16 protein-coding genes and 5 pseudogenes are annotated in these 17,895 nt (G+C 67.7%); 14 read left to right on the top strand and 7 right to left on the bottom strand.

Annotated elements, in window-relative coordinates:
- Window positions 1-94 precede the first annotated feature (94 nt).
- Window positions 95-331: pseudogene (locus AB0F82_RS32420) on the top strand (IS630 family transposase); the annotation flags it as partial.
- A gap of 140 nt (window positions 332-471) precedes the next feature.
- Here AB0F82_RS32420 and tpg read toward each other — a convergent pair.
- Window positions 472-912: pseudogene (gene tpg, locus AB0F82_RS38790) on the bottom strand (telomere-protecting terminal protein Tpg).
- 16 nt (window positions 913-928) lie between these two features.
- Window positions 929-1,648 (bottom strand): annotated as a pseudogene (locus tag AB0F82_RS32410) (hypothetical protein); the annotation flags it as partial.
- Window positions 1,649-2,662: 1,014 nt separating this feature from the next.
- Between AB0F82_RS32410 and AB0F82_RS32405 the strand changes: the two are divergent.
- The 3 genes from AB0F82_RS32405 to AB0F82_RS32395 all read left to right on the top strand — a co-directional run bounded on the left by AB0F82_RS32405 (window position 2,663) and on the right by AB0F82_RS32395 (window position 5,054).
- Window positions 2,663-3,520 carry a papain-like cysteine protease family protein gene (locus tag AB0F82_RS32405; RefSeq protein ID WP_362633964.1) on the top strand — a complete coding sequence of 286 codons (858 nt, stop codon included), beginning with the start codon at window positions 2,663-2,665 and terminating at the stop codon, window positions 3,518-3,520.
- Between the two features lie 14 nt (window positions 3,521-3,534).
- Window positions 3,535-4,467 carry a hypothetical protein gene (locus AB0F82_RS32400; RefSeq protein ID WP_362633961.1) on the top strand — a complete coding sequence of 311 codons (933 nt, stop codon included), beginning with the start codon at window positions 3,535-3,537 and terminating at the stop codon, window positions 4,465-4,467.
- A gap of 143 nt (window positions 4,468-4,610) precedes the next feature.
- On the top strand, window positions 4,611-5,054 hold the full coding sequence (locus AB0F82_RS32395; protein WP_362633978.1) for a hypothetical protein: 444 nt from the start codon (window positions 4,611-4,613) through the stop codon (window positions 5,052-5,054).
- A 120-nt stretch (window positions 5,055-5,174) separates the two neighbouring features.
- Here AB0F82_RS32395 and AB0F82_RS32390 read toward each other — a convergent pair.
- Window positions 5,175-5,927: pseudogene (locus tag AB0F82_RS32390) on the bottom strand (transposase); the annotation flags it as partial.
- A 336-nt stretch (window positions 5,928-6,263) separates the two neighbouring features.
- Here AB0F82_RS32390 and AB0F82_RS32385 point away from each other — a divergent pair.
- Together AB0F82_RS32385 and AB0F82_RS32380 are read left to right on the top strand one after the other, a co-directional pair.
- Window positions 6,264-6,458 (top strand): hypothetical protein, encoded by a 195-nt coding sequence (locus tag AB0F82_RS32385; protein ID WP_362633958.1) that lies wholly within the window; start codon window positions 6,264-6,266, stop codon window positions 6,456-6,458.
- Window positions 6,459-6,466: 8 nt separating this feature from the next.
- Window positions 6,467-6,691, top strand: coding sequence for a hypothetical protein (locus AB0F82_RS32380; protein WP_362633955.1), 225 nt, complete (start codon window positions 6,467-6,469; stop codon window positions 6,689-6,691).
- 1,357 nt (window positions 6,692-8,048) lie between these two features.
- Here the strand turns inward: AB0F82_RS32380 and AB0F82_RS32375 are convergent.
- The 3 genes from AB0F82_RS32375 to AB0F82_RS32365 all read right to left on the bottom strand — a co-directional run bounded on the left by AB0F82_RS32375 (window position 8,049) and on the right by AB0F82_RS32365 (window position 9,891).
- On the bottom strand, window positions 8,049-8,354 hold the full coding sequence (locus AB0F82_RS32375; protein WP_362633952.1) for a hypothetical protein: 306 nt from the start codon (window positions 8,352-8,354) through the stop codon (window positions 8,049-8,051).
- Window positions 8,355-8,528: 174 nt separating this feature from the next.
- Window positions 8,529-8,696, bottom strand: a complete 168-nt coding sequence (locus AB0F82_RS32370) for a hypothetical protein (RefSeq protein ID WP_362633949.1) — start codon at window positions 8,694-8,696, stop codon at window positions 8,529-8,531.
- Between the two features lie 739 nt (window positions 8,697-9,435).
- The gene (locus AB0F82_RS32365) at window positions 9,436-9,891 is read right to left on the bottom strand and encodes a phospholipase (RefSeq protein ID WP_362633973.1); all 456 of its coding nucleotides are present in this window, start codon (window positions 9,889-9,891) and stop codon (window positions 9,436-9,438) included.
- A 333-nt stretch (window positions 9,892-10,224) separates the two neighbouring features.
- Here AB0F82_RS32365 and AB0F82_RS32360 point away from each other — a divergent pair, with 333 nt between their 5' ends.
- Together AB0F82_RS32360 and AB0F82_RS32355 are read left to right on the top strand one after the other, a co-directional pair.
- Window positions 10,225-10,947 (top strand): hypothetical protein, encoded by a 723-nt coding sequence (locus AB0F82_RS32360; RefSeq protein ID WP_362633946.1) that lies wholly within the window; start codon window positions 10,225-10,227, stop codon window positions 10,945-10,947.
- An 85-nt stretch (window positions 10,948-11,032) separates the two neighbouring features.
- Window positions 11,033-12,436 carry a PucR family transcriptional regulator gene (locus AB0F82_RS32355; protein ID WP_362633943.1) on the top strand — a complete coding sequence of 468 codons (1,404 nt, stop codon included), beginning with the start codon at window positions 11,033-11,035 and terminating at the stop codon, window positions 12,434-12,436.
- 8 nt (window positions 12,437-12,444) lie between these two features.
- Here the strand turns inward: AB0F82_RS32355 and AB0F82_RS32350 are convergent.
- A pseudogene (locus AB0F82_RS32350) lies at window positions 12,445-12,991 on the bottom strand (transposase family protein); the annotation flags it as partial.
- Between the two features lie 23 nt (window positions 12,992-13,014).
- On the opposite strand from AB0F82_RS32350, the gene AB0F82_RS32345 reads away from it, so the two are divergent.
- The 6 genes from AB0F82_RS32345 to AB0F82_RS32320 all read left to right on the top strand — a co-directional run bounded on the left by AB0F82_RS32345 (window position 13,015) and on the right by AB0F82_RS32320 (window position 17,757).
- On the top strand, window positions 13,015-13,503 hold the full coding sequence (locus tag AB0F82_RS32345; protein WP_362633970.1) for a hypothetical protein: 489 nt from the start codon (window positions 13,015-13,017) through the stop codon (window positions 13,501-13,503).
- Window positions 13,504-13,721: 218 nt separating this feature from the next.
- Complete coding sequence (locus AB0F82_RS32340; RefSeq protein WP_362633940.1) at window positions 13,722-14,321, top strand: PASTA domain-containing protein; 600 nt, start codon at window positions 13,722-13,724, stop codon at window positions 14,319-14,321.
- A gap of 368 nt (window positions 14,322-14,689) precedes the next feature.
- Window positions 14,690-15,022, top strand: coding sequence for a DUF1622 domain-containing protein (locus AB0F82_RS32335; protein WP_362633937.1), 333 nt, complete (start codon window positions 14,690-14,692; stop codon window positions 15,020-15,022).
- 41 nt (window positions 15,023-15,063) lie between these two features.
- Window positions 15,064-16,215, top strand: coding sequence for an aromatic acid exporter family protein (locus tag AB0F82_RS32330; RefSeq protein ID WP_362633934.1), 1,152 nt, complete (start codon window positions 15,064-15,066; stop codon window positions 16,213-16,215).
- An 868-nt stretch (window positions 16,216-17,083) separates the two neighbouring features.
- Window positions 17,084-17,287, top strand: coding sequence for a cold-shock protein (locus AB0F82_RS32325; RefSeq protein WP_057233722.1), 204 nt, complete (start codon window positions 17,084-17,086; stop codon window positions 17,285-17,287).
- A 188-nt stretch (window positions 17,288-17,475) separates the two neighbouring features.
- Window positions 17,476-17,757: a hypothetical protein gene (locus tag AB0F82_RS32320; RefSeq protein ID WP_362633929.1), complete on the top strand. Its 282-nt coding sequence runs from the start codon at window positions 17,476-17,478 to the stop codon at window positions 17,755-17,757.
- Window positions 17,758-17,895 lie beyond the last annotated feature (138 nt).

Genomic DNA, 17,895 nt, shown 5'->3' with positions numbered 1-17,895 from the left:
CTCGGACTCGGCGTGATGCTCACCCCCCCCCCGCAGGAGAAATCCGGCTATCCGGATGCTGATGAGTCGAGGGCGAGTCAGCTCTCGGTTGGCTGCCTTCGGCCTGCAGCCTCACCGCTCGAAGACCTTCAAGCTGTCCGCCGACCCGTACTTCGACGACAAGGTCCACGTCGTCGGGCAGTACTAGGACCCGCCGGAGCGGGCACTGGTCTTCTGGATGGACGAGAAGTCGCAGATCCAGGCCCTGGACCGCTCGCAGCCCGTCCTGCCGATGATGCCTGGCGTCCCGCAAAGGACCACGCACGACTACGTCCGCGCCGACACCACCACCCCACGTGGCCGTGAGCGGGGGGTGGGTGACGCTGCCCCGCCCTTCATGCAGGGCGCGCCCGTTCCGACGGAGACGGCAACCGCGGCTCGCCCTCCAACAGCGCTGCGTTGCGGGTCCCGGTATTTGACTGTGCTGGTTCCCTAGAAGGACACGTCGATGTGTTCGATGTCGGTGAATTCGACTTGGACTTGGTCGGCGCGGGTTCCGCCGTCTTTGAAGTAGATGTCCTCGAGGCCTTCGGCGACGATCGCGCGCAGTTCCGGTCCGTGTACCCGAACCGTGACCTCGTCTTCACCGTGGTGCCGGTGCGGTGGCGGCTGCCCTGCGCCGGCGGTCGCGGACCTTGGGTTGCCAGCGGGCCCGCACGGCAGCGTCCATGCGGCCGGTGATCGCCTTGGGCGGCGTGTTGCGTTCGCCCGTGCGGTAGCGCTCCACCGACCGCTGGCTGCCGCCCAGCTCCGTGGCGACGGTGGTCTTCGACTTGCCCATCAGGAAGTTCATGCGCGCCTTCAGCCCTTTGGGCGGTTCCCGCGTGAAGGCTTCCCGGTCCGCGCGCTCCAAGCGTCATCGATGTCCCCCACGGCCTACTCTCCCGTCCTGGACCATCGGGTACTGCCCGCCCGGGGTCGGCTGTACCGGCGGCCGGTCCAGCAATGTGCTGTTGGACAGGACGACGCCGCAGGGGTGCATGGCGATCCCGCGGGGCAGCTTGTCGAGGCCTTCGGCCAGCGCCCACAGCGGGCCGAACTTCATTCCCGTGACCGCCACTCGGTCCGGCCTTGCTCCACCGCCCGCCGGTCCCCGTCCAGGCCGCGCGCGAACATGCCCGCCTCACAGCGCTGGCGCAGCAGCCGCATCGCCTCGCCCGGCCCCGGCTCGGCGCCGACGACCTCCGGCTGCGGGAAGTGCGGCCGCCCCAGCCCAGGTCCGCGACCGGGTCGACGACGCACGCCTCCCCGGTGCCGAGGGTCTCGGCGAGCAGCGCGGCGGCCCGCCCGCGGTCGGCGCCGGCGGCCTGCGAGATCCGCTCTGCGGCGGCCGCCCTGTGCTCCGGGCCGGTCAGACAACGCTGCCCGCAGGCCGGCCGCCGCCGTTCGATCAGCCGCAGCAGCCGCGCCGCTCCAGCACGTCGGCGATCCGACGCTGGCCGGGGTCGGCGCAGCGGACCGCGTTCGTCAGCACGGCGGGCACGCCGAGCCGGTCGGTTAGGCCCAAGGTGGGGCAGCCGGCCGCACCGAGGCGGGACCGGTTCCGGGAACGCCCCCAGCAGACCGCCTCCAGGCGGAGGTTCCCACCCGCGAGTTCCCGCCACGGCGCATCAGCGACGCACTCTCCCGTGCCCGCGGCTTTGGGAGGGGCCCCAGGGGGCCACCAAGCGGACGCCAGGGCGGTGGCCGCCGGGCGGAGGGTCACACCTTCCTCGGCGCGGGGCATTTCGATGGGAGAGCCGGGGGCGATTCCCCTTTCTGAAATGATGCAGAGTTACGCGGCGTGCACGCTGGGCTATTCAATTTCTTGACATCGTGTCCAATAAAGGGGTGCGATGTGCCAAGTTTGCGTAAAGTCGTGCGCCGTCGAGCGGGTGGGAATGGCCTGGACCAAGGCTGCGGCCAGCTTGAACTCGCTTGCTGTGTCGCTGGATTGATGATTCATCACATGACCGACTCAAGGTAATTGAATTCGCGACATCTTTGCGCGTAGAGCGATGGCGTTCAGAACCTTGATCTCTCTGGCAGGATTCCCGGCACCCAAACCACTCAAGGAAAGAGGTGTGGTTGTGCGTGGTCGTGGGACACCTGAAACTCAGCTTCGCCGGCAGTGCAGGGCCGTCGAACCGCCCGGATGTGGCACTCGGTCAGGCGGCGACGCCGGGCTGTAGCCGTCGGGTGGGTGGTCGGCGGCGAGGGTGGCGTTCCGGCCGGCTCCCCGACCGCTGAGCGTGCCCGCCGCCACGGTGCCACCACCGGTCCATGGCCGATTACGTCTTCTCCACCCCGGCTCACCACGGCTGCGTCAGCGCCATCCCGGCGCCGAGCCTGAACCATCGGAGTCCCGAGGTCGCGGCCGTGGCGGCCGAGTCGTCCGACTGCAGGCCTCTGCTCGGACGAGTGTGGTCGACTTCGTTGACGTGCACCGATCCCCGAGACTGTGGCGGTCGCGCCGCAATCGCCGTGCAGCGGCGCGCACGTCGAAGCCGTCCCGGGCCACCTTGATGATCCCGCGCCGTTCCGTTGGTGCCAAAAGGTTCGGTTCCCATACGCGAGCTGACCACTCGTCACTGTGTGGAACATCGCCCAGGCAGGCGAGTTCCGCGTTCTCAGATCAAGGAGCATGATGCACAAACGCCGCGCGTCCCGCCGTAAGAAAGCGCTGATAGCCGCGATCACCGCCGCACTCTCCGGCGGTCTGCTGTTCGGCTTCAACGCCCTCGCCCAGGCCGATGTGGTCAGCGGCACGGTCATCGGCGGTCAGGGCAACTACCAGACCGTCAACCACCGGGCCAAGCCGTCCCTTTCGGCCCAGGTGAAGGGCTCCTCGAGGGTGGGCGCCAAGGTCCGGATGTCCTGCCGGACGACGGGCGACACGGTGGAGAACAACCCGAGGTGGATCTACACCGGCTCGTACTACATCGCCGATGCCTTCATCAAGGAGAACACCACCCCGCTGCCGGTCTGCGGTTCGACTCCGAACCCGAAACCCATTCCCACGACCGCGAAGACACTGAAGATCGACATGCAGAAGCAGGTCAGGACCCAGTGGTGCTGGGACGCCTCCGGCGTGACCATAGCCAAACACTGGGGCCGCACCGTCAGCCAGGAACAGTTCTGCCAACTCGCCGCCCAGGGCACCTGGGTGAACTGCAACAACCAGCCCGCCACGCTGGAGGACATGGCCAACGGCCTGGCCAGGCTGGGGCTGAGGAACAGTGGCCACAGCCTGTACCGCAACGCCTCGTTCGGTGAGTCCGTCGCCGAGATCGACGCGGGCCGCCCGTTCGCCGTCAGGTTCGGCTGGCGCACCGGCGGCGGTCACATGAACGTCATCTACGGCTACGACAGCGCCACCAACATGATCGCGGTCGGCGACCCGTGGCAGACCACCCAGACCTACACCTGGTGGAACCACTCCACTTACGCGAACAACAATTCGTTCCAGTGGACCCACTCCCGCATCGGCATCCAGGGCTGAGGAGCAGACCGACCATGCAGATCATGCGACACGCCAGGCAGGCGACACCGCGCGCCGCCGTCCTCGCCACGGCCGCACTCGCCGTCGCCCTGTGCGGAATCGTTCCCGCACAGGCTGCGGAGGGCGACGGCATCGCGGGTTACGAGTCCGCCCGGCAAACCATCCAGAGCAACCAACTCCGTGACACCGTCTCCCGCTTCCTGGTGTCGGCCCGACAGCCCCGCACTGCCCCCGCCGCGGACGGTGGCACCCTCGGCACCCCCGGGAACGCACCCGCCGCCGTCGCCGCGCCCCCCGGGTTCGATCTCAAGGACCCGGTTCCGATGTTCGAGATCAGCCCCGACTTCGTGACCGGCAAGGCCCAGGCGACCCCGCAGACCGCGCTCCGGCTCTCCTACCTGGCCTCCCGGGTGAACGCCGCCGACGGAAAGCACGCCGCCGTCTTGCTCGCGCCCAAGGGGAACGCCGCCACACCGGCGAGCGGCGTGCAGAACGTCGGTGCCGAGGGCTGGCAACTGGCCGGGATCCGGGACGGGGACGCCGAGGTCGGCTTCGCCGAGCGCGGCACTCCTCAGGCCCGTACCTTCACCGAGCCGCAGATCAACGCCTGGTACCGGCTCACTGCCGAAGGCCTGGTCGAGCCGCTCAACGAGGAGGCGACCACCGGCCTCGGCGGAAAGCGCGGCATCACCCTCGCCGCCTACCAGAAGCTGCTCACCGCCCGCTACGGCGACAAGATGCCCGGTTCGGAGTACGACCGCAAGGGCCTGGCCGGCGGGTACGGCGGCCTCGTGGAGGGCCAGCCGGAGCAGGTCTCCGCCGCATCCGTGCAGCCGGACGCCGAGGAGCCCTGGCAGCCGACAGCCGCCAAGGGGCTCGCCGCCGTGGCGACAATCGGCGGCGCGGTGCTGTACGCGCGCCGCAGGAGAGCTGCGGCCACCCGCTGACCGGAAACGTGAGGCCGGGCCCTTCCCCGTGCTGAGCCCGACGACCTTCATCGCCGGGCTCAGCAACTGGGGAGGGCAAACCAGCCCCGATACGAGGGACACCCCAGGACTGCCGGCGCGCAGGACCCGTTCGCCCCCGGAACGTGCTCACCGGCGGCACACAGCAACATCCCCTGCACATCCCCGCCTCCCGCTGGACCCTGGACATGTTGTGTCCCGTCGACGGCCATCAGCGGGCGCTCGTCGAGCTCGACGGCTCCCACTGGCATCGCGACACCTTCTACCGAGACCTGCGAAAGACGCCCGACATCGAGCGGCATCATCCTCGGTGCACGGTGGTCCGGGTGCGCGAGGAGCCGCTCGAACTCACCCGGCCCACCGACGTGGCCGTCCCGTACCTGGCCGATGCCTTCACCACCGCGAGCACGGTCATCCACCACCCTATGGCGCTCATGGCGAAGTCGATCCGGGCGCCCGGGTTCGGGTGGGCCAGGATCACCACGACGGCTGGCTCAGGGGTCCGGCCCGCTGGAGGGCGTCACGGGGCGGACGGTCACCGTCACCCCGTAAGCGAGCAGGCGCAGTAGCAGCGGTGTCGGTAACGCCGGATTGCGGGCTACTCCGTCCAGCGCGGATGCGTGGAACGCCACCGGTGCTCTCTGAGTCGCCTGGGCCATGGGTTGGCCGCTGTGGGGCTCAGTGGCATATCCGGCGAGGGCAAGGTTGTGCATGCGGGCGATGCCGAGCACGGCGTGGTGGACGTCGCCTTTGAGGCGGCAGTCGCGGAGGATCTTCCAGGTCTGCAAGCGGGCGAAGACGTGCTCGACGCGGGCGCGGACCTGCTTGTGGGACTTGTTGTGCTCCTCTTTCCAAGGCGGGAGTTTGGCTGGCCGCGCTCGCGGCGGTGGGGGATGACGAGTCCGGTGCCCGGGTAGCCGCCGTCGGCGATGGTTAGCGTCTCGCCGACGGCGGCCTTGGCGCCGGATTCCTCCCATGCCTTGCAGCCGTTGCGGTCTCCGGCGAGCGGCCGGCCGACCACGACGACCAGGCGGGTGTCGGCGTCGATGACGACCTGGTGGTTGGTGGAGTACCCGTAGTTCTTGGACCGCGCGGCGATGGTGTGGTCACGGGTGGCGACCAGGGTGCCGTCCACGATGAGCACGGTGTCCTTGGCGAACCGCCTGCGGGGTTGGAGCACGAGCATCGGCCGAGGTGGTCGAGATGCGGTTCCGCCGCCGACTTTGAGATCCCGAACACCGGGGCGAGCTGGCGCATGGGCAGGTTCGTTCGCCGGTAGGCAGCGACCAGGAGTGCCCGGTCCTCCAGCGGAAGACTCCACGGCCGACCCTTGCGGATCGCACTGCACCTGCGCGACGCAACACCGTCACCAGCTTCCCGAATGCGCGTGCACGCCACTGACCGCCCGGCTCGCGCCGCCGCCGAGGACGACGCAGCAGCATCCTCCGGCTGGCGGGCCCCGTCGTACAGCCACCGCTGGCCGGTACGCCCGCACCGCCGGGGCCACTGCATGAGCCGTCGCTCCCACGCGTCCGGAGACTGCACACACGAGGAACGGATCATCCCCGCCCACATCAAGGGTCCGGCAGAGGCACCCCTGAGGGTCGCGAATACCGTCAAGCTGTGGGATCACCAGCCCGACGACAGAGGCAACGTCCCGGGGCCGCGCAACGACTCGTGAGCACTGGGTCAGGTCTCCGCCGTACTCCACGCTGGTCCCCACGGCCGACCCTCGCCGCCGGACTGGCCGAGCGGCTTCAACCCCAGGAGGACTGATCATGGGCCGCTTCTTCCAGGAGCCATTCGATGCGACCAGCAAGTCGGAAGAGGAGATCCGCCAGTACTGCCTCGACCAGGTTCGCGGCCAGCTGTCGACTGTGATCGGCGGCCGGCATTCGGATGAGGCGTTGGAGCGTGCGGCCCGGTTCGCTGCAATCTCCCAGGCATTCCGGCCGAACCCGCCGACGACATAGGGAGCAGCATGAGGGAGCACAAAGTCGATCCGGCTGCCGCACGCAAGCTGCTGCGCAAACGGTGCCGCCGGTACCCGCGACTGTGGATGCGGTGGAGCAGGACCGCCCTGGACGGCCGCATCTCGCGCATGACCGACCGGCAGGTCTTCACAGCGCTCGCCCTGTCGCAGAAGGAGCTCAAGGCTGCGGTGCGTGCACAAGCCAGCGCCGCAGGGGGCTCCACCACGGGATGACACCCCTGTCATCTTGTGGGACCACCCGCATGCGCCGTGACCACCAAGGCCGGTCCGGGCCACTCCCGCCCTGCCACACTGATGCCCCGCTGCTGGACATGAGGGACGCGATGATCTATTGCTCGACCGAAGCTGCTGTGCTCACTCCGGATGAGAAGGCGCGCTTGGAGCAACTCCCGGACGCCGCAAACGAGGTGGCCTTGGCCCCCGGGCTGTGCGTGTCCTCCAGCGTGCTGGCTCACCGAAGGGGAGAAGGACATCACGCTGTCGACCGTGCCAGGTCGGCGATTCGCCCTGGCAGTCACGGCTGAGAGCCCTCGGTGGGTGTTGATCGAAAGGGTGTGGCGCCTGTAATCCCAGCGGCTGCGGGACCATCCCGCCTAAGCAGCTCGAGATACCCCCCACCCCCCGGTCCGCCGTCGGCGCCTGGGCGCGCTGGAACCAAGCCGGCCGAATATTGAATCGGGGGCTCGTGATGCGGTACGTAAACCACCGCTGTCCACGTACCGTTCCGCCTGTCCACGTTGGCGATGGCAGAGGGCCAGTCCCTGTCCTGGCTGGTTCGCCGGACCATCGCATAGACCGAATATCTATCATTCATCCCAGCGACGGTCCCCTCAAAGCTCACGTTGGCACTGCCAGGTTGGTCCGGGACGGGCTCTTCGGTGGTGCTTCGAATGGTGACCACGGGTTCGGTATGAGGAACTTGCTGAGTTGAGACCTCCGAGCTGGGCGTATCCGCACCTTCAGGCGTCTTCGGCGGCTCCTGAGGTCCATCGGGGTTGAACGCGATGAAGAGAGCGACCGCAGCCGCAATCAGTGCCCCGATGAGGCTCTGCCAACGATGCGAGCCAGACAGCCATCGGGCCAAGCGCCCACGAGGCGGATCGGCTTCCGCTCTGTCACCCTGATCATCGGGTCCGGCTTCATTCAATGGGCCGGTGGAATCCGGATCCTCCGACGGATCTGAAGGAGATGCGCCACTCATGTGCCTCGCCCAATCTGACGGGTTATAAGTATCCCAGCGCGAAGGCTTTGTCATTATGGCGCCACGCCGGAGTAATGCCGTGTGCGGGCGCTTCTGGCGGTGCCCCGGCAAACCTCCGCAGGTGGCAGCCCTCCGCCAGCCTTTCGCGGAATTCGGCGGTTGCGACAGAAGTTCTGCGAGACCTGTCCTGGGCAAGCAGTCCTGACGTTTTCGAGAGAGCAGCAGCGCTACAGCCACCCTCTGACCCGTTGGTCCCCAAGGCCGAGACCCCCGCCGGGCGAGGCGGCCACTGCGCCCGAACCCCAGACCAGACAGTGGTCCGGCCGAGTCCCCGCGGGGACTCGGCTCACTCGTCCGCCGCCGCGCCATTCAGGACGATAGGGGCTTAGCGGTGGCGAGCGCGATCCACTGTCGCAAGGCCTCGGCGCCGGCCTGGTCCCGGGTGGCATGCGCGGGCAGAGTGGTGGAGCGGATGGAGCCTGCGGCCCAGCCGTTCCATCCAGAGCGGCGTCCGGCCTTGTAGGCGGGCTCGACGTGGCCGAGGACAGTGCCGCTTCTGGTCACGACTTCGTAGTGGCGGGTCTCACGGTCCCGGAGCACGAGGTGTGCGTCGGCGATGAACTCGCGCGCCCTCTTCTGGGACATGGGCCGCTTCGGCTCGGCGGATTCGGTCATCGGCCACTCACCCCGGTTGTGCCGTCGGATTCGGCAGGCTGAGCGTCGCGGAGGTTGGCGTGACTGGCGGCTGCGCGCAGGGTGGCGACGCTGATCCGGACGGGTCGTGCTGGGAGCCGTCCTCGGTGATCTTCAGCAGGGCCGTACGGGTTTGCTCGGGGCGGTCGTAAAGAGTCAGGGGGTGTTCGGGGTCGGGGTGGGGGAGCACGGCGAAGGCCAGGGCCTGGGCGAAGACGTCCGGGCCGCTGCCGCCGTAGCCCCAGTGATGTCGTCGAGGGTGTAGCGGGGGTCGGTGGGCAGGATGTCGCAGCGGCCGTCCGGCAGCAGGACGAAGGCGGTCATGTTGCCCGGGGTGGCCAGGATCTCGGCGTTGTCGGCAGCTAAGGGGTGAAGGCGGGAGAGGTTCCCGCCGGGATGGAGGTACCGCTGTGATCGTTCGACTCCTGGGTGGCCCCTCTCGCCGGTCTCGTGCTGGAGGCCACCGGCGCCCCGTGGGCCGGAGGCTGGCTCACCGTCGGTGAGGCCGACTGGGCCCTGTACGTTCCCGTAAAAGTTCTTCCCGAGGCGTCGGTCGCAGATGAGGCTGCAGGCGAGGGAGATGAAGGCGTCGTGGAGCTCGGTCCGGCGTTCGCAGCGGACGGGAGGCGTTTGAGGTGGTGGTGGGGCAGGCGAAGGTCTGCCCCATCACGTACCGGGCTTGCCCAGGTCCTTCCTGTTAGGAGCCCTGGCGGGGGACGATGGGCAGAATCGGTCGATGATGCGGCGCGTCGCGGAGGTGGGGTGTGCCACCCGTTTTCCGCCGGCGCTCTCCACCGCAACCCCGCGGCGCCGTTGTCGTGGGTGCTCGCGGCCAGGACGTGACGGCGATGACCTGGCGCAGCACGTCCACGCGCTGCTTTCGCCCGCCGTCCCGGCCGGTCGGCACCCCCAAACGGCTGGCTGCCAGATGCGGAGCGGCGACTGCTGACTCATCCGGTGTGTTCCTGAAGCCGTGCACAGACGCCGGGCGCATCGGCCGCTCTCTGCTCACTTTGCCGACCCGCCAACTACGCTCTTGGTGTACGCGGGTCGGCCCGGCGGGTCAGCCGAACTGCTTGACCGTCTTGTAGTACGTCCAGGCGAGGCTGTTGCAGGTCGCCTTCTTTGAGGTGCTGTACCCGTGTGAACCGCACACCCGCTTGAGGTCCTCGTAGAACATGCTGTCCAACCGGGGCTTGTTGGCGCTGAACTGTCCGGCGGCCTTGTAGTTGCGGTAGCCGAAGTCATGCCGGGCGCAGGAAAGGTTGAACGGGAAGCCCAGCGGATTGTCGGGCGACGAGGAGCAGTAGTCCGTGGACCAGTTGAAGCCGTAGGACGACCAGGAGCCCTGGTTGTTGCGCGCCGAGACGAAGGTGTTGTAACTGGAGGCGCTGTTCTGGGTCCAGCTGGACAGAACATGCGATTTGTCGGCGGGAGCTGCCGAAGCCGGTGCTGCGGCACCGGCCCAGACGAGCAGGGTTGCAGCCGAAATGGCCAGGATTGCGGACCTGCGACGTATCACTCACTACCTCCGGGAGTTGGCGGCCCGCGATTCGACGGCCACGCATTGGCAGGAGTGCATCACGTGCAGCGGCGTTGGCCTATGCGCAACCAGGAAGACCTGGCCACCCAGCAATTTCCCATTCGTGCAAAACGCTTTCTCGTTCTCTGCAGCCCTTGCTTGTGGCGATCGGTGTGATGAATGCTTGCCTCGCCTGTCAGGCGTACGGCTCGTGTCGTGGTGGAAGGGGGCATACCGCCTCTTGGTTCTTCCTCGGCAGGAGGAATGTGCACCCGGTCTCTGCGGGCGTTGGCAGGATTGACGCCTTGACTGCTTCGGCGTGATTCCGGCATGCGCAACCGTGCTCTCGAGCCGTCACCAGGTATCCAGTTCATGCCAAGGAAAGGTATTTCCATGTCGAAACGAGTTCGTGCGTCGCTCGTCGGCTTGTCGTTGGCGGCAGCGGCGGGTGTGGCTGCGCCCCTGCTGGTGCAGGGGACCGCCGCCGAGGCCGCGGTCCGTAAGCATGTGTCGGCGGATTACACGCTGTTGCGGCGGGCTCCGCACTCGTACGTTCTGGGCACGGCGTACCGTAATTGGACGGTGGACGTGCAGGGCGAGCAGAGCGGCGGGTACCGGTGGGGCCGGGTGTACGGGGACCTCAACGCGTGCCTGTGGACCTTCTCGGGAGCCGTCGCCGGCAGTGCGTCCGCCGCCGACGGTTGTGGCGCCGCGGCAACGTTGCCGACCTCCGTGTTCACCAACGGTCAGCTCGGGGGCTCGGCCGATGACGGAGCCACCGTGGCCACGGTGGCCCGGGCCGGGTGTAGCACCTGGGACGGATCGCACATCAGGGGTTACGGCAACGTGCAGCCCTGGAAGGTTCCCGCAGTGGCCAGTTCGCCGCTGAACGGCCGGGTGGCCGTCGGCCAGACCGTCCTTTGGCGCTACGTCTCGCGCGACGGCAAGTGGGTGATGATCCGCGACCCGCGGGCCGGCAGCACTGATGGCGTCGGCCAGCAGGGGTGGTACTTCATTCCGCGCAACTGCCTTCCCGCCACCCTTCCCGGATAGGCCGTCAGGCGACTAACATCGCCGTCGAAATGACGCGGAACCACGGTTCGTAGTACCTGCATGTCCGGGGCCTTCCGGGACCGGTGTGGACCGCCACGTCTGCGCCAAGGCCGGAAGGTCCTTGCGGCTCTCCCGCCAAGCCGGCGATTTTCATCCAATCGACGGCCAATTTGGCGTAAATGCGCTGGAAATGACCGGCCAAAAGCTCGTACCGCGCCAACTCGTTGCGATTCGGGCATTCCTTCGGTTGCCGATGGAGGTGTGTCACATCAATGACTCCAAGCTCGTCAGGCAGCTGAAGGCCCGACGCGACATCACTGTCTCAAAAATTCTCGACATGACGACGAGCGAGATTCCCAAAGTGGCGCAGCTGCATGCGAAACGCCCCAAAGAGATCCCGGGTGAACTGCATTTCGTGACGGTCCGTATGCTCGACATGTTCGACAACGGCCAAGCTCCCTTCCTCGACTCCGACCTCGAGGTCTTCCGGAACATGGGGTCGCACCGGTGCCTGTTTGACTCGTTCTCCGCGACCGAGCTTCGAGACGGATTCGAGGTGGGGCATCTGGCCGGCCTGCGAGACATTCTTTCGGTGGCCAATTCCGAGAACTACGCAGAATTCGCCAAGCTGATCACGTACGGGGCTCAGGAGAACGCCCGGATGATCGCGGCCGCCATGGCGGGCTACCACGACACGGCGCGCGCCGAGCGGGGAGAGACCTCCCAAGCTCGCCGGCAGTTGCTTGCCGAATTGCTACGCGCGTCGACCGAGTCCGCGTCTATGGCCGCGGCCGCGGGCATCCTCCTCCCCGAGGGCTATCTCATCCTCGTCTGCAGGTTCTTGCAGGAGGAAGGCGCCCTCGAGCGGGCGCTGGACGAGAGCCGGAGCCTGCTCCGGTCGTCGCCCGGGATCCTCTGGTCTACCCAGGTGCGGCGAGACGAAATGATGGTGTTGCTACCGGTGGACGGTGACGAGGACGTGGTGGAAGCCCTGTCCGCAGAGCTGGTGGCCGCAGCATCTCGAAAGGTTCGATCCGTACGTGCCGCCCACGCCCTGGCAGCCACAGTGGCATCGGTCCCCGACACGCTCCGAGAGCTGCAGCAGACCATGTCCGTGGTGGTGGCGATGCCCGATGCCCAGGCGCGTCCCTACAAGGCGACCGAACTGGTGATAGAGCTAGCGATCTCCCGGCAGCCGGCGCTGCAGAGCCGGCTCGTCGACCTCCTGGGACCGCTCGAACAGGGGACCGATCTGCGTCTCACCCTCGACGAACTGTTCTTCCACGAGCTCGACAGGGAAAAAGCGGCCAAAGCGCTGAACATCCACCGAAGGACATTGGCTTACCGCCTTCAGAGAATTCGGGAGTTCAGCGGCCTCGATCCCAGCAGCCCACACGGCATCCAACTCCTGCGCGCGGCGATGACGGCAGCCAACCTTTCCTCTTCCAGGGTTGACGACTCCCACGCTCATCTACCTCCCGTGGGCTAATAGGACTCCGTGCCCGGATAGCCGCCGTCGGCGATCGTGAGGGTCTTGCCGACGGCGGCTTTGGCGCCGGACTCCTCCCATGCCTTGCAGTCGTTGCGGTTCCCGGCGAGCGGCCGGCCGACCACGACGACCAGGCGGGTGTCGGCGTCGATGACGACCTGGTGATCGGTGGAGTACCGGTAGTTCTTCGACCGGCTCAGCGATGGTGTGGTCGCTGATAGGAACCAGGGTGCCGTCCACGATGAGGATGGCGCCCTTGGTGAACCGCTTGCGGGGCTGGAGCGCGAGCATCGGCCCGAGGTGGTCGATGATGCGGTCTGCCGCCGACTTGGTCACCCCAAACAGCGGGGTTAGTTGCCGCATGGTCAGGTTCGTGCGCCAGTAGGCAGCGACCAGTGCCCGGTCCTCCAGCGGAAGGCTCCACGGCCGGCCCTTGCGGATGGTGTCTGCACCCTGGCGCCGCAGAACGGTCACCAGTTTCCCGAACTGCCTCGGGCTCAGCCCGCTGAACGGGGTCATCCAGGACGGCTCCGACGCCGTGACCACTCCAGCCACGGCGAGATCGTCTCAGCTTGATCATGCTGCGGGGCCGCCAGCGCTGGCGGGGCATGTCTCGGTCGCCCGGGCGGATTCGGTATGAGAGCGTCACGCCCCTGGCTACTGAAACCGAAGTGGGAGAGCTGTTGCACCGGCGCGGCTGGCGGACGGCATTCACGGTCGCTGACCAGGTGGACGCGTGGGCTGCCCTGGTGAGCGTCATCGAGCGCGGCTACGGCGACGACATCTATGAGTACACCAACGACCTCTACTGCCGAAACTGGCTGTATGAGGCGTGGCTCCTGCTGGACGAACACGTCGTCCAGATCTGGACCCCACGGATCAAAGCTCTGGACGACCAGTACAAGGCCGCGACCATCGATGACGACGGACAGGCACTCGATCAGTTCCACAGGCTGCCCGGCCCCGACCTGTGGTGGTGGCGGCGCCACCCCCGCATCCTCACGGGAGACCTCGGACGTTCGCTTCACTCGGCTGGCGCTATCGGCACCGACCCGGACACGGCATAACCCTCAGCCTCGTGGGATGACGGGACAGCTCCTCACCAGACCGCCACGCCGCCCCGTCAACGCCCTGGGAGGCGACCCTCTGTAGGCATTACAGGCCCTGGCATTGTTCGACGTTCAACCTGTATGTTGAACGCCGCCAGCTCCCGGCGTCAGTGTGAGAACCCCACTTCACCGCACCAAGTTGGGGCTCCCCTCACTCTTTGCCACAGGAGCAATCCATGACTGCGCCCCTCTCTGCGCCCGGCCACCCCCAGCAGCCTGACGGGGCTCCCGCCCCGGAAGCCCCGCAGGCCGGCTACCCCCTGCCGCCGCTGCCGGAAGGCGCCCCCGGCAAGCCCGCCGGCCAGTTCAACGCCAAGCAGAAGACCGTCCTCGGGTGCGGCGGCATGGCCGCCGCCTTCCTCATAGTCCTGGTGATCGCCGCGGCCATGTCGACGTCCGAGGCCAAGCCGGCGAAGGCCGCCGAAGCGAAGCCCGCCCCCACCGTCACGGTCACCGTCACCGCGACCGTCACGGTCACTGCGCCCCCGCCCGTGGCGGCCAAGGCGCCTGAACCGACGCAAGAAGCCGCGCCGCAGACGGCCCAAGTCCCCGACATGACCGGCAAGTCCGGTGACCTGCTCGTGGAAGCACTCAAGACGTCAGGATTCGCCGACGGCTACAAAGCCACCTCGTTCCACGACGTCAGCGGCCAGGGACGCACGGTGCTGCTCCTGACCAACTGGAAGATCTGCGACCAGGACCCCAAGAACAAGGCCATCCCCATCACCGACAAGATCTCCGTCGGCGTCGTCAAGTTCGGCGAGAGCTGCCCCTGACACCCGCAACGCTGGGCCTGGAATGCACCGCTCCCCGCCGAGGTAGCTGAACCCGGCGGAGATGGTGCTGCGCGACCGCATCCCGGGCGCGGGCAAGAAGCCGCTGCAGCAGCTCTTTCGGCGAAGGCCGTACGGACCGCCGACGGACTCTCGACCCATGGGAGGTGGGCGACCCGCCGACGCTGCGCCGCCCCTTCTTCCGGCCGGGGGAGGGATGTACAGGAGTGGCCGGTCTAGGAGATTGGTACGCCTGTGCGCGGGGATGCGTTCGACAGCGCGGGTCCCAGAGTCGGTGACCCTTGTGATGTGGCCGTGGCGGCCTATGCCGACGAAGGCCGGGGTGGCCGCCTCCTTGGACCTGGAGGCGGGTGCCGTCTGGCCCTCCACCCCGGTTCGCCACGACCGGCCTCCGCCGACGTTCCCTCATCGGCGAGTTCAACAAGCTCCGTCTCAGCCTGGGCCGCTTCCTCGTCCTGGGCCTGGAATTCCAACTGGCGGGTGACGTCCTGCGCACGGCGGTCGCGGCCAGCTTCACTGAGATCGGCCAGATGGCGGCCATCGCAGCCATCCGCACCATCCTCAACTTCTTCCTCACCCGGGAGATCGAGCAGGAACGCGCCGAGATCGAACGCGATCAGAAGGAGCTGTGCAGCGGACCGCAGCCTGCTGACTTCCGGCCACCGCGCGTCGCCGGTGTTTGATGCCGGCCAACGGGGAACACGGGCCTGGGAGGTGATCGACTATGCCCGGACGGGGCAAGGCACGCGATCGGCTGTGGGCGGCCGTTACGGGAAGAATCGAGTACGTGCGGCGTGCGGCTCGGGGCCCTGGAAGTGAGCGGGACGACCTGACCCTGGTTGCCAAGTCTGTGGTCGCGGCGATGGCCGCGTGGGTAATCGCCCGCTATCTGCTGCCGCCGACCGTTTCCACGTTCGCACCGTTCACCGCGCTGGTCGCCCTGCAGGCCACGGTGTACCGCTCGGTGCGCGACTGCGTCCAGTACCTGGTGGCGATGGCCGCCGGAGCCGCACTCGCAGCCTGTCTGGCCGCCGCGGCGGGGATCCACGGGTGGACATTCGGGCTCCTCACCCTGATCGCGCTCTGCCTGGGAAGGATTGAACGGTTCGGCCAGCAGGGCACCCAGGTCGCCATCATCGGCTTCTTCGCGTTCTCCTCCGGGCAGGGACGCATCGACTACATCGGCCACCTGGCCGCCTCGGTAACCGTCGGTGCGCTGTGCGGCCTCAGCGCCCACCTTGTCCTCGCCCCGGCCCGTCACGTTCACCACCGGCAACAGGCCGTCGCGGACCTGTACGCGGCGATGAGCCGACGCCTCGACGACCTGGCCGAGATCTTCGAAGGGAACGACCCTGACACTGGATGCATCCGACACTGGCGCCGCGACTGGCGCAAGCTCGCCGCCGAACGCGAACGCATCCAAAACGCCATCGATACGGAGATCGAAAACAGCCGCCTGCACCCCCGCCCCGGCATCACCAGCGCTGACACCGCTCTGTCCCGCGCCCGCGGCGCCGTCACAGTCGCCGAACGCGCCATGGACCACCTCCGGTCCCTGACACGCACCCTGGACTATGCCCTGGACAGCGGAGAGATTCAGAACCTTCCCGCGTCCTTCCGGACTGCCTCCAGCTCGCTGCTGCGAAGGGCGGCCACCACGATGCAGGAGATCGGCCAGCCTTCCCCCACCGATTCCGGACACCTGGACGGCCTGATCGACGACGCCACGGCAGAGCTCAACCGCGTCGAGCAGCAGGAACGAGCGGCCGCCGAAGCCACGCCGACTGCGCACACCCTCCAGGGAACCCTCCTCACAGATATCGGCCGCCTTCTGGCCGAACTCCGTTCGGGTAAAGCCCTCACCCCGACATCCTGACCAAAGGCGCTACACCCGAGGGCGCGTTTCCGCGCATCCGCTTGCAGACGCGCGGAGCAGACGGGGGCGTTCACGTCGCCGCCAGCGAGCCGCCCGCCGACATCCTGGTAGCGAGCCGCATGCAGCTGGATCGAAGGAGGCACGTCCGGCCCAAGCCCCTGCGAGCCATCAGCCTGCGCGCACGACCTCCGACCCTTGAGTGAAGCCACCCAGCAACTCACCCTCGCCCCCCCCCGGCGACGACCGCGCCCGGGCCATCGAAGCGGTCACCGACCGGGCCCGTGCCCGCTACGGCCCCGGCACTATCCGACCCGCCACCCTCGCCAAAGAGACCAGGGGGGGGATTACCCCGTTGCACGACTCGAAGCGGATGTGGCTGAGGAGGGCCTATCCGATGAGGCCGAGCCAGTAGCGGTACGGCCCTTCGACACCACCGCTGCCCTGGCCGCCACCGAGCTCGGCAGTGGAGACCAGCCCGCCGCCAGCGCCTTGGAATGCCGGAGGCTGACTCGTCCTTCCGCCTTCGGCCTCGTCCCACACGAGGAGACGGTTGTCATCGAAGCTGGATTGACCGTTGACGACGGGTGACGGCTGTCGGGTCCGGTGATCGGGACGGCTGTTTGGGCCGACCGCTCTGGTGCTGCCCTGTACTTCCGAACGGGTGGCAGGCCCGTGTCCTCTGCGTGGCAGGACTCTTGGGGCGATAGCGTGGTCGCCAGGAGCAGTTGTGGTTCCGTGCCGCTGCCCAGCCGTGTTCGCGGTTACGGGCTTCTCGCTGTTGGGGGACTGCGCCCGAGTGAGACCGGCGGCCGGACGCGGCGGTCGCGCAGTGCGGGCGCCAGCGACTGCGCACGTCGAGGAGAACAGCATGGCTACTGGCATCGTGAAGTGGTTCAACGCCGAGAAGGGCTTCGGTTTCATCGAGCAGGACGGTGGCGGCGCCGACGTCTTCGCCCACTACTCGAACATCGCCGCCCAGGGCTTCCGCGAGCTGCAGGAAGGCCAGAAGGTCGAGTTCGACGTCACGCAGGGCCAGAAGGGCCCGCAGGCGGAGAACATCCGCCCGATCTGAGCCGCCCGATTTCCACGCCCCGTAGGCAGCCGGTCTCAGCTGCCCGCGGGGCGTCGACGTGATCGTCTGTGCCTGCCACAGCTCCCACTGACAACTACACAGGACACCCGCGCGGCCGACTCACACGTCAGCCTGTGAGGTCTGTGAGGCTCATAGGCCATTTCCCCAGGTCGGGGAGGTACGACGTCATGGGCGGGACGGTCGACGAGCCTGATCCGGAGACGATGAGGCGAGTGCTCGACGGTCTGGCGCAGGCCGATGACGAGCACCCTGATGTCTCGCTCACCCATGAGAGCGGGTGGTGCCTCAGCGCTTTCGGCGGCGGTCTGCTGGTCTGGGAGGACCCGGACGAAGACTCGGTGGCCCCGGGTGAGATGCGCGACGTCGCCCGCGAGGAGATTCTCCGGCTCTTCGAACTGCTGGCGGCGGGTGACATCTCATCGGTTGAGGCCCTCTCCTGGCAGAGGTGACCGGCCATAGTCAGGTTCGCGCCCAGAGGAAGATCGCCGCGATAGTTCACCCTCGTGGCGCGCCTCAGCAGCGGATCAAAGGCGGGTAGGACGGTCGAAGTGCGGCGGTGCGCTTCTCTTCCGCGATCCGCTGGCGGT

Origin of the sequence: Streptomyces virginiae (genome assembly GCF_040638905.1) — a bacterium.
Lineage (GTDB): Bacteria > Actinomycetota > Actinomycetes > Streptomycetales > Streptomycetaceae > Streptomyces > Streptomyces virginiae_B.
The sequence above is the reverse complement of the archived record's forward strand: the minus strand, read 5'-3'. Positions and strand labels throughout refer to the sequence as shown.

Coding starts and splice junctions, on each gene's coding strand:
- AB0F82_RS32405 (WP_362633964.1), top strand. CDS start 2,663: ATGATGCACAAACGCCGCGCGTCCCGCCGTAAGAAAGCGCTGATAGCC.
- AB0F82_RS32400 (WP_362633961.1), top strand. CDS start 3,535: ATGCAGATCATGCGACACGCCAGGCAGGCGACACCGCGCGCCGCCGTC.
- AB0F82_RS32385 (WP_362633958.1), top strand. CDS start 6,264: ATGGGCCGCTTCTTCCAGGAGCCATTCGATGCGACCAGCAAGTCGGAA.
- AB0F82_RS32380 (WP_362633955.1), top strand. CDS start 6,467: ATGAGGGAGCACAAAGTCGATCCGGCTGCCGCACGCAAGCTGCTGCGC.
- AB0F82_RS32375 (WP_362633952.1), bottom strand. CDS start 8,354: ATGACCGAATCCGCCGAGCCGAAGCGGCCCATGTCCCAGAAGAGGGCG.
- AB0F82_RS32370 (WP_362633949.1), bottom strand. CDS start 8,696: ATGACCGCCTTCGTCCTGCTGCCGGACGGCCGCTGCGACATCCTGCCC.
- AB0F82_RS32360 (WP_362633946.1), top strand. CDS start 10,225: ATGCGCAACCGTGCTCTCGAGCCGTCACCAGGTATCCAGTTCATGCCA.
- AB0F82_RS32345 (WP_362633970.1), top strand. CDS start 13,015: ATGCTGCGGGGCCGCCAGCGCTGGCGGGGCATGTCTCGGTCGCCCGGG.
- AB0F82_RS32340 (WP_362633940.1), top strand. CDS start 13,722: ATGACTGCGCCCCTCTCTGCGCCCGGCCACCCCCAGCAGCCTGACGGG.
- AB0F82_RS32330 (WP_362633934.1), top strand. CDS start 15,064: ATGCCCGGACGGGGCAAGGCACGCGATCGGCTGTGGGCGGCCGTTACG.
- AB0F82_RS32325 (WP_057233722.1), top strand. CDS start 17,084: ATGGCTACTGGCATCGTGAAGTGGTTCAACGCCGAGAAGGGCTTCGGT.
- AB0F82_RS32320 (WP_362633929.1), top strand. CDS start 17,476: ATGGGCGGGACGGTCGACGAGCCTGATCCGGAGACGATGAGGCGAGTG.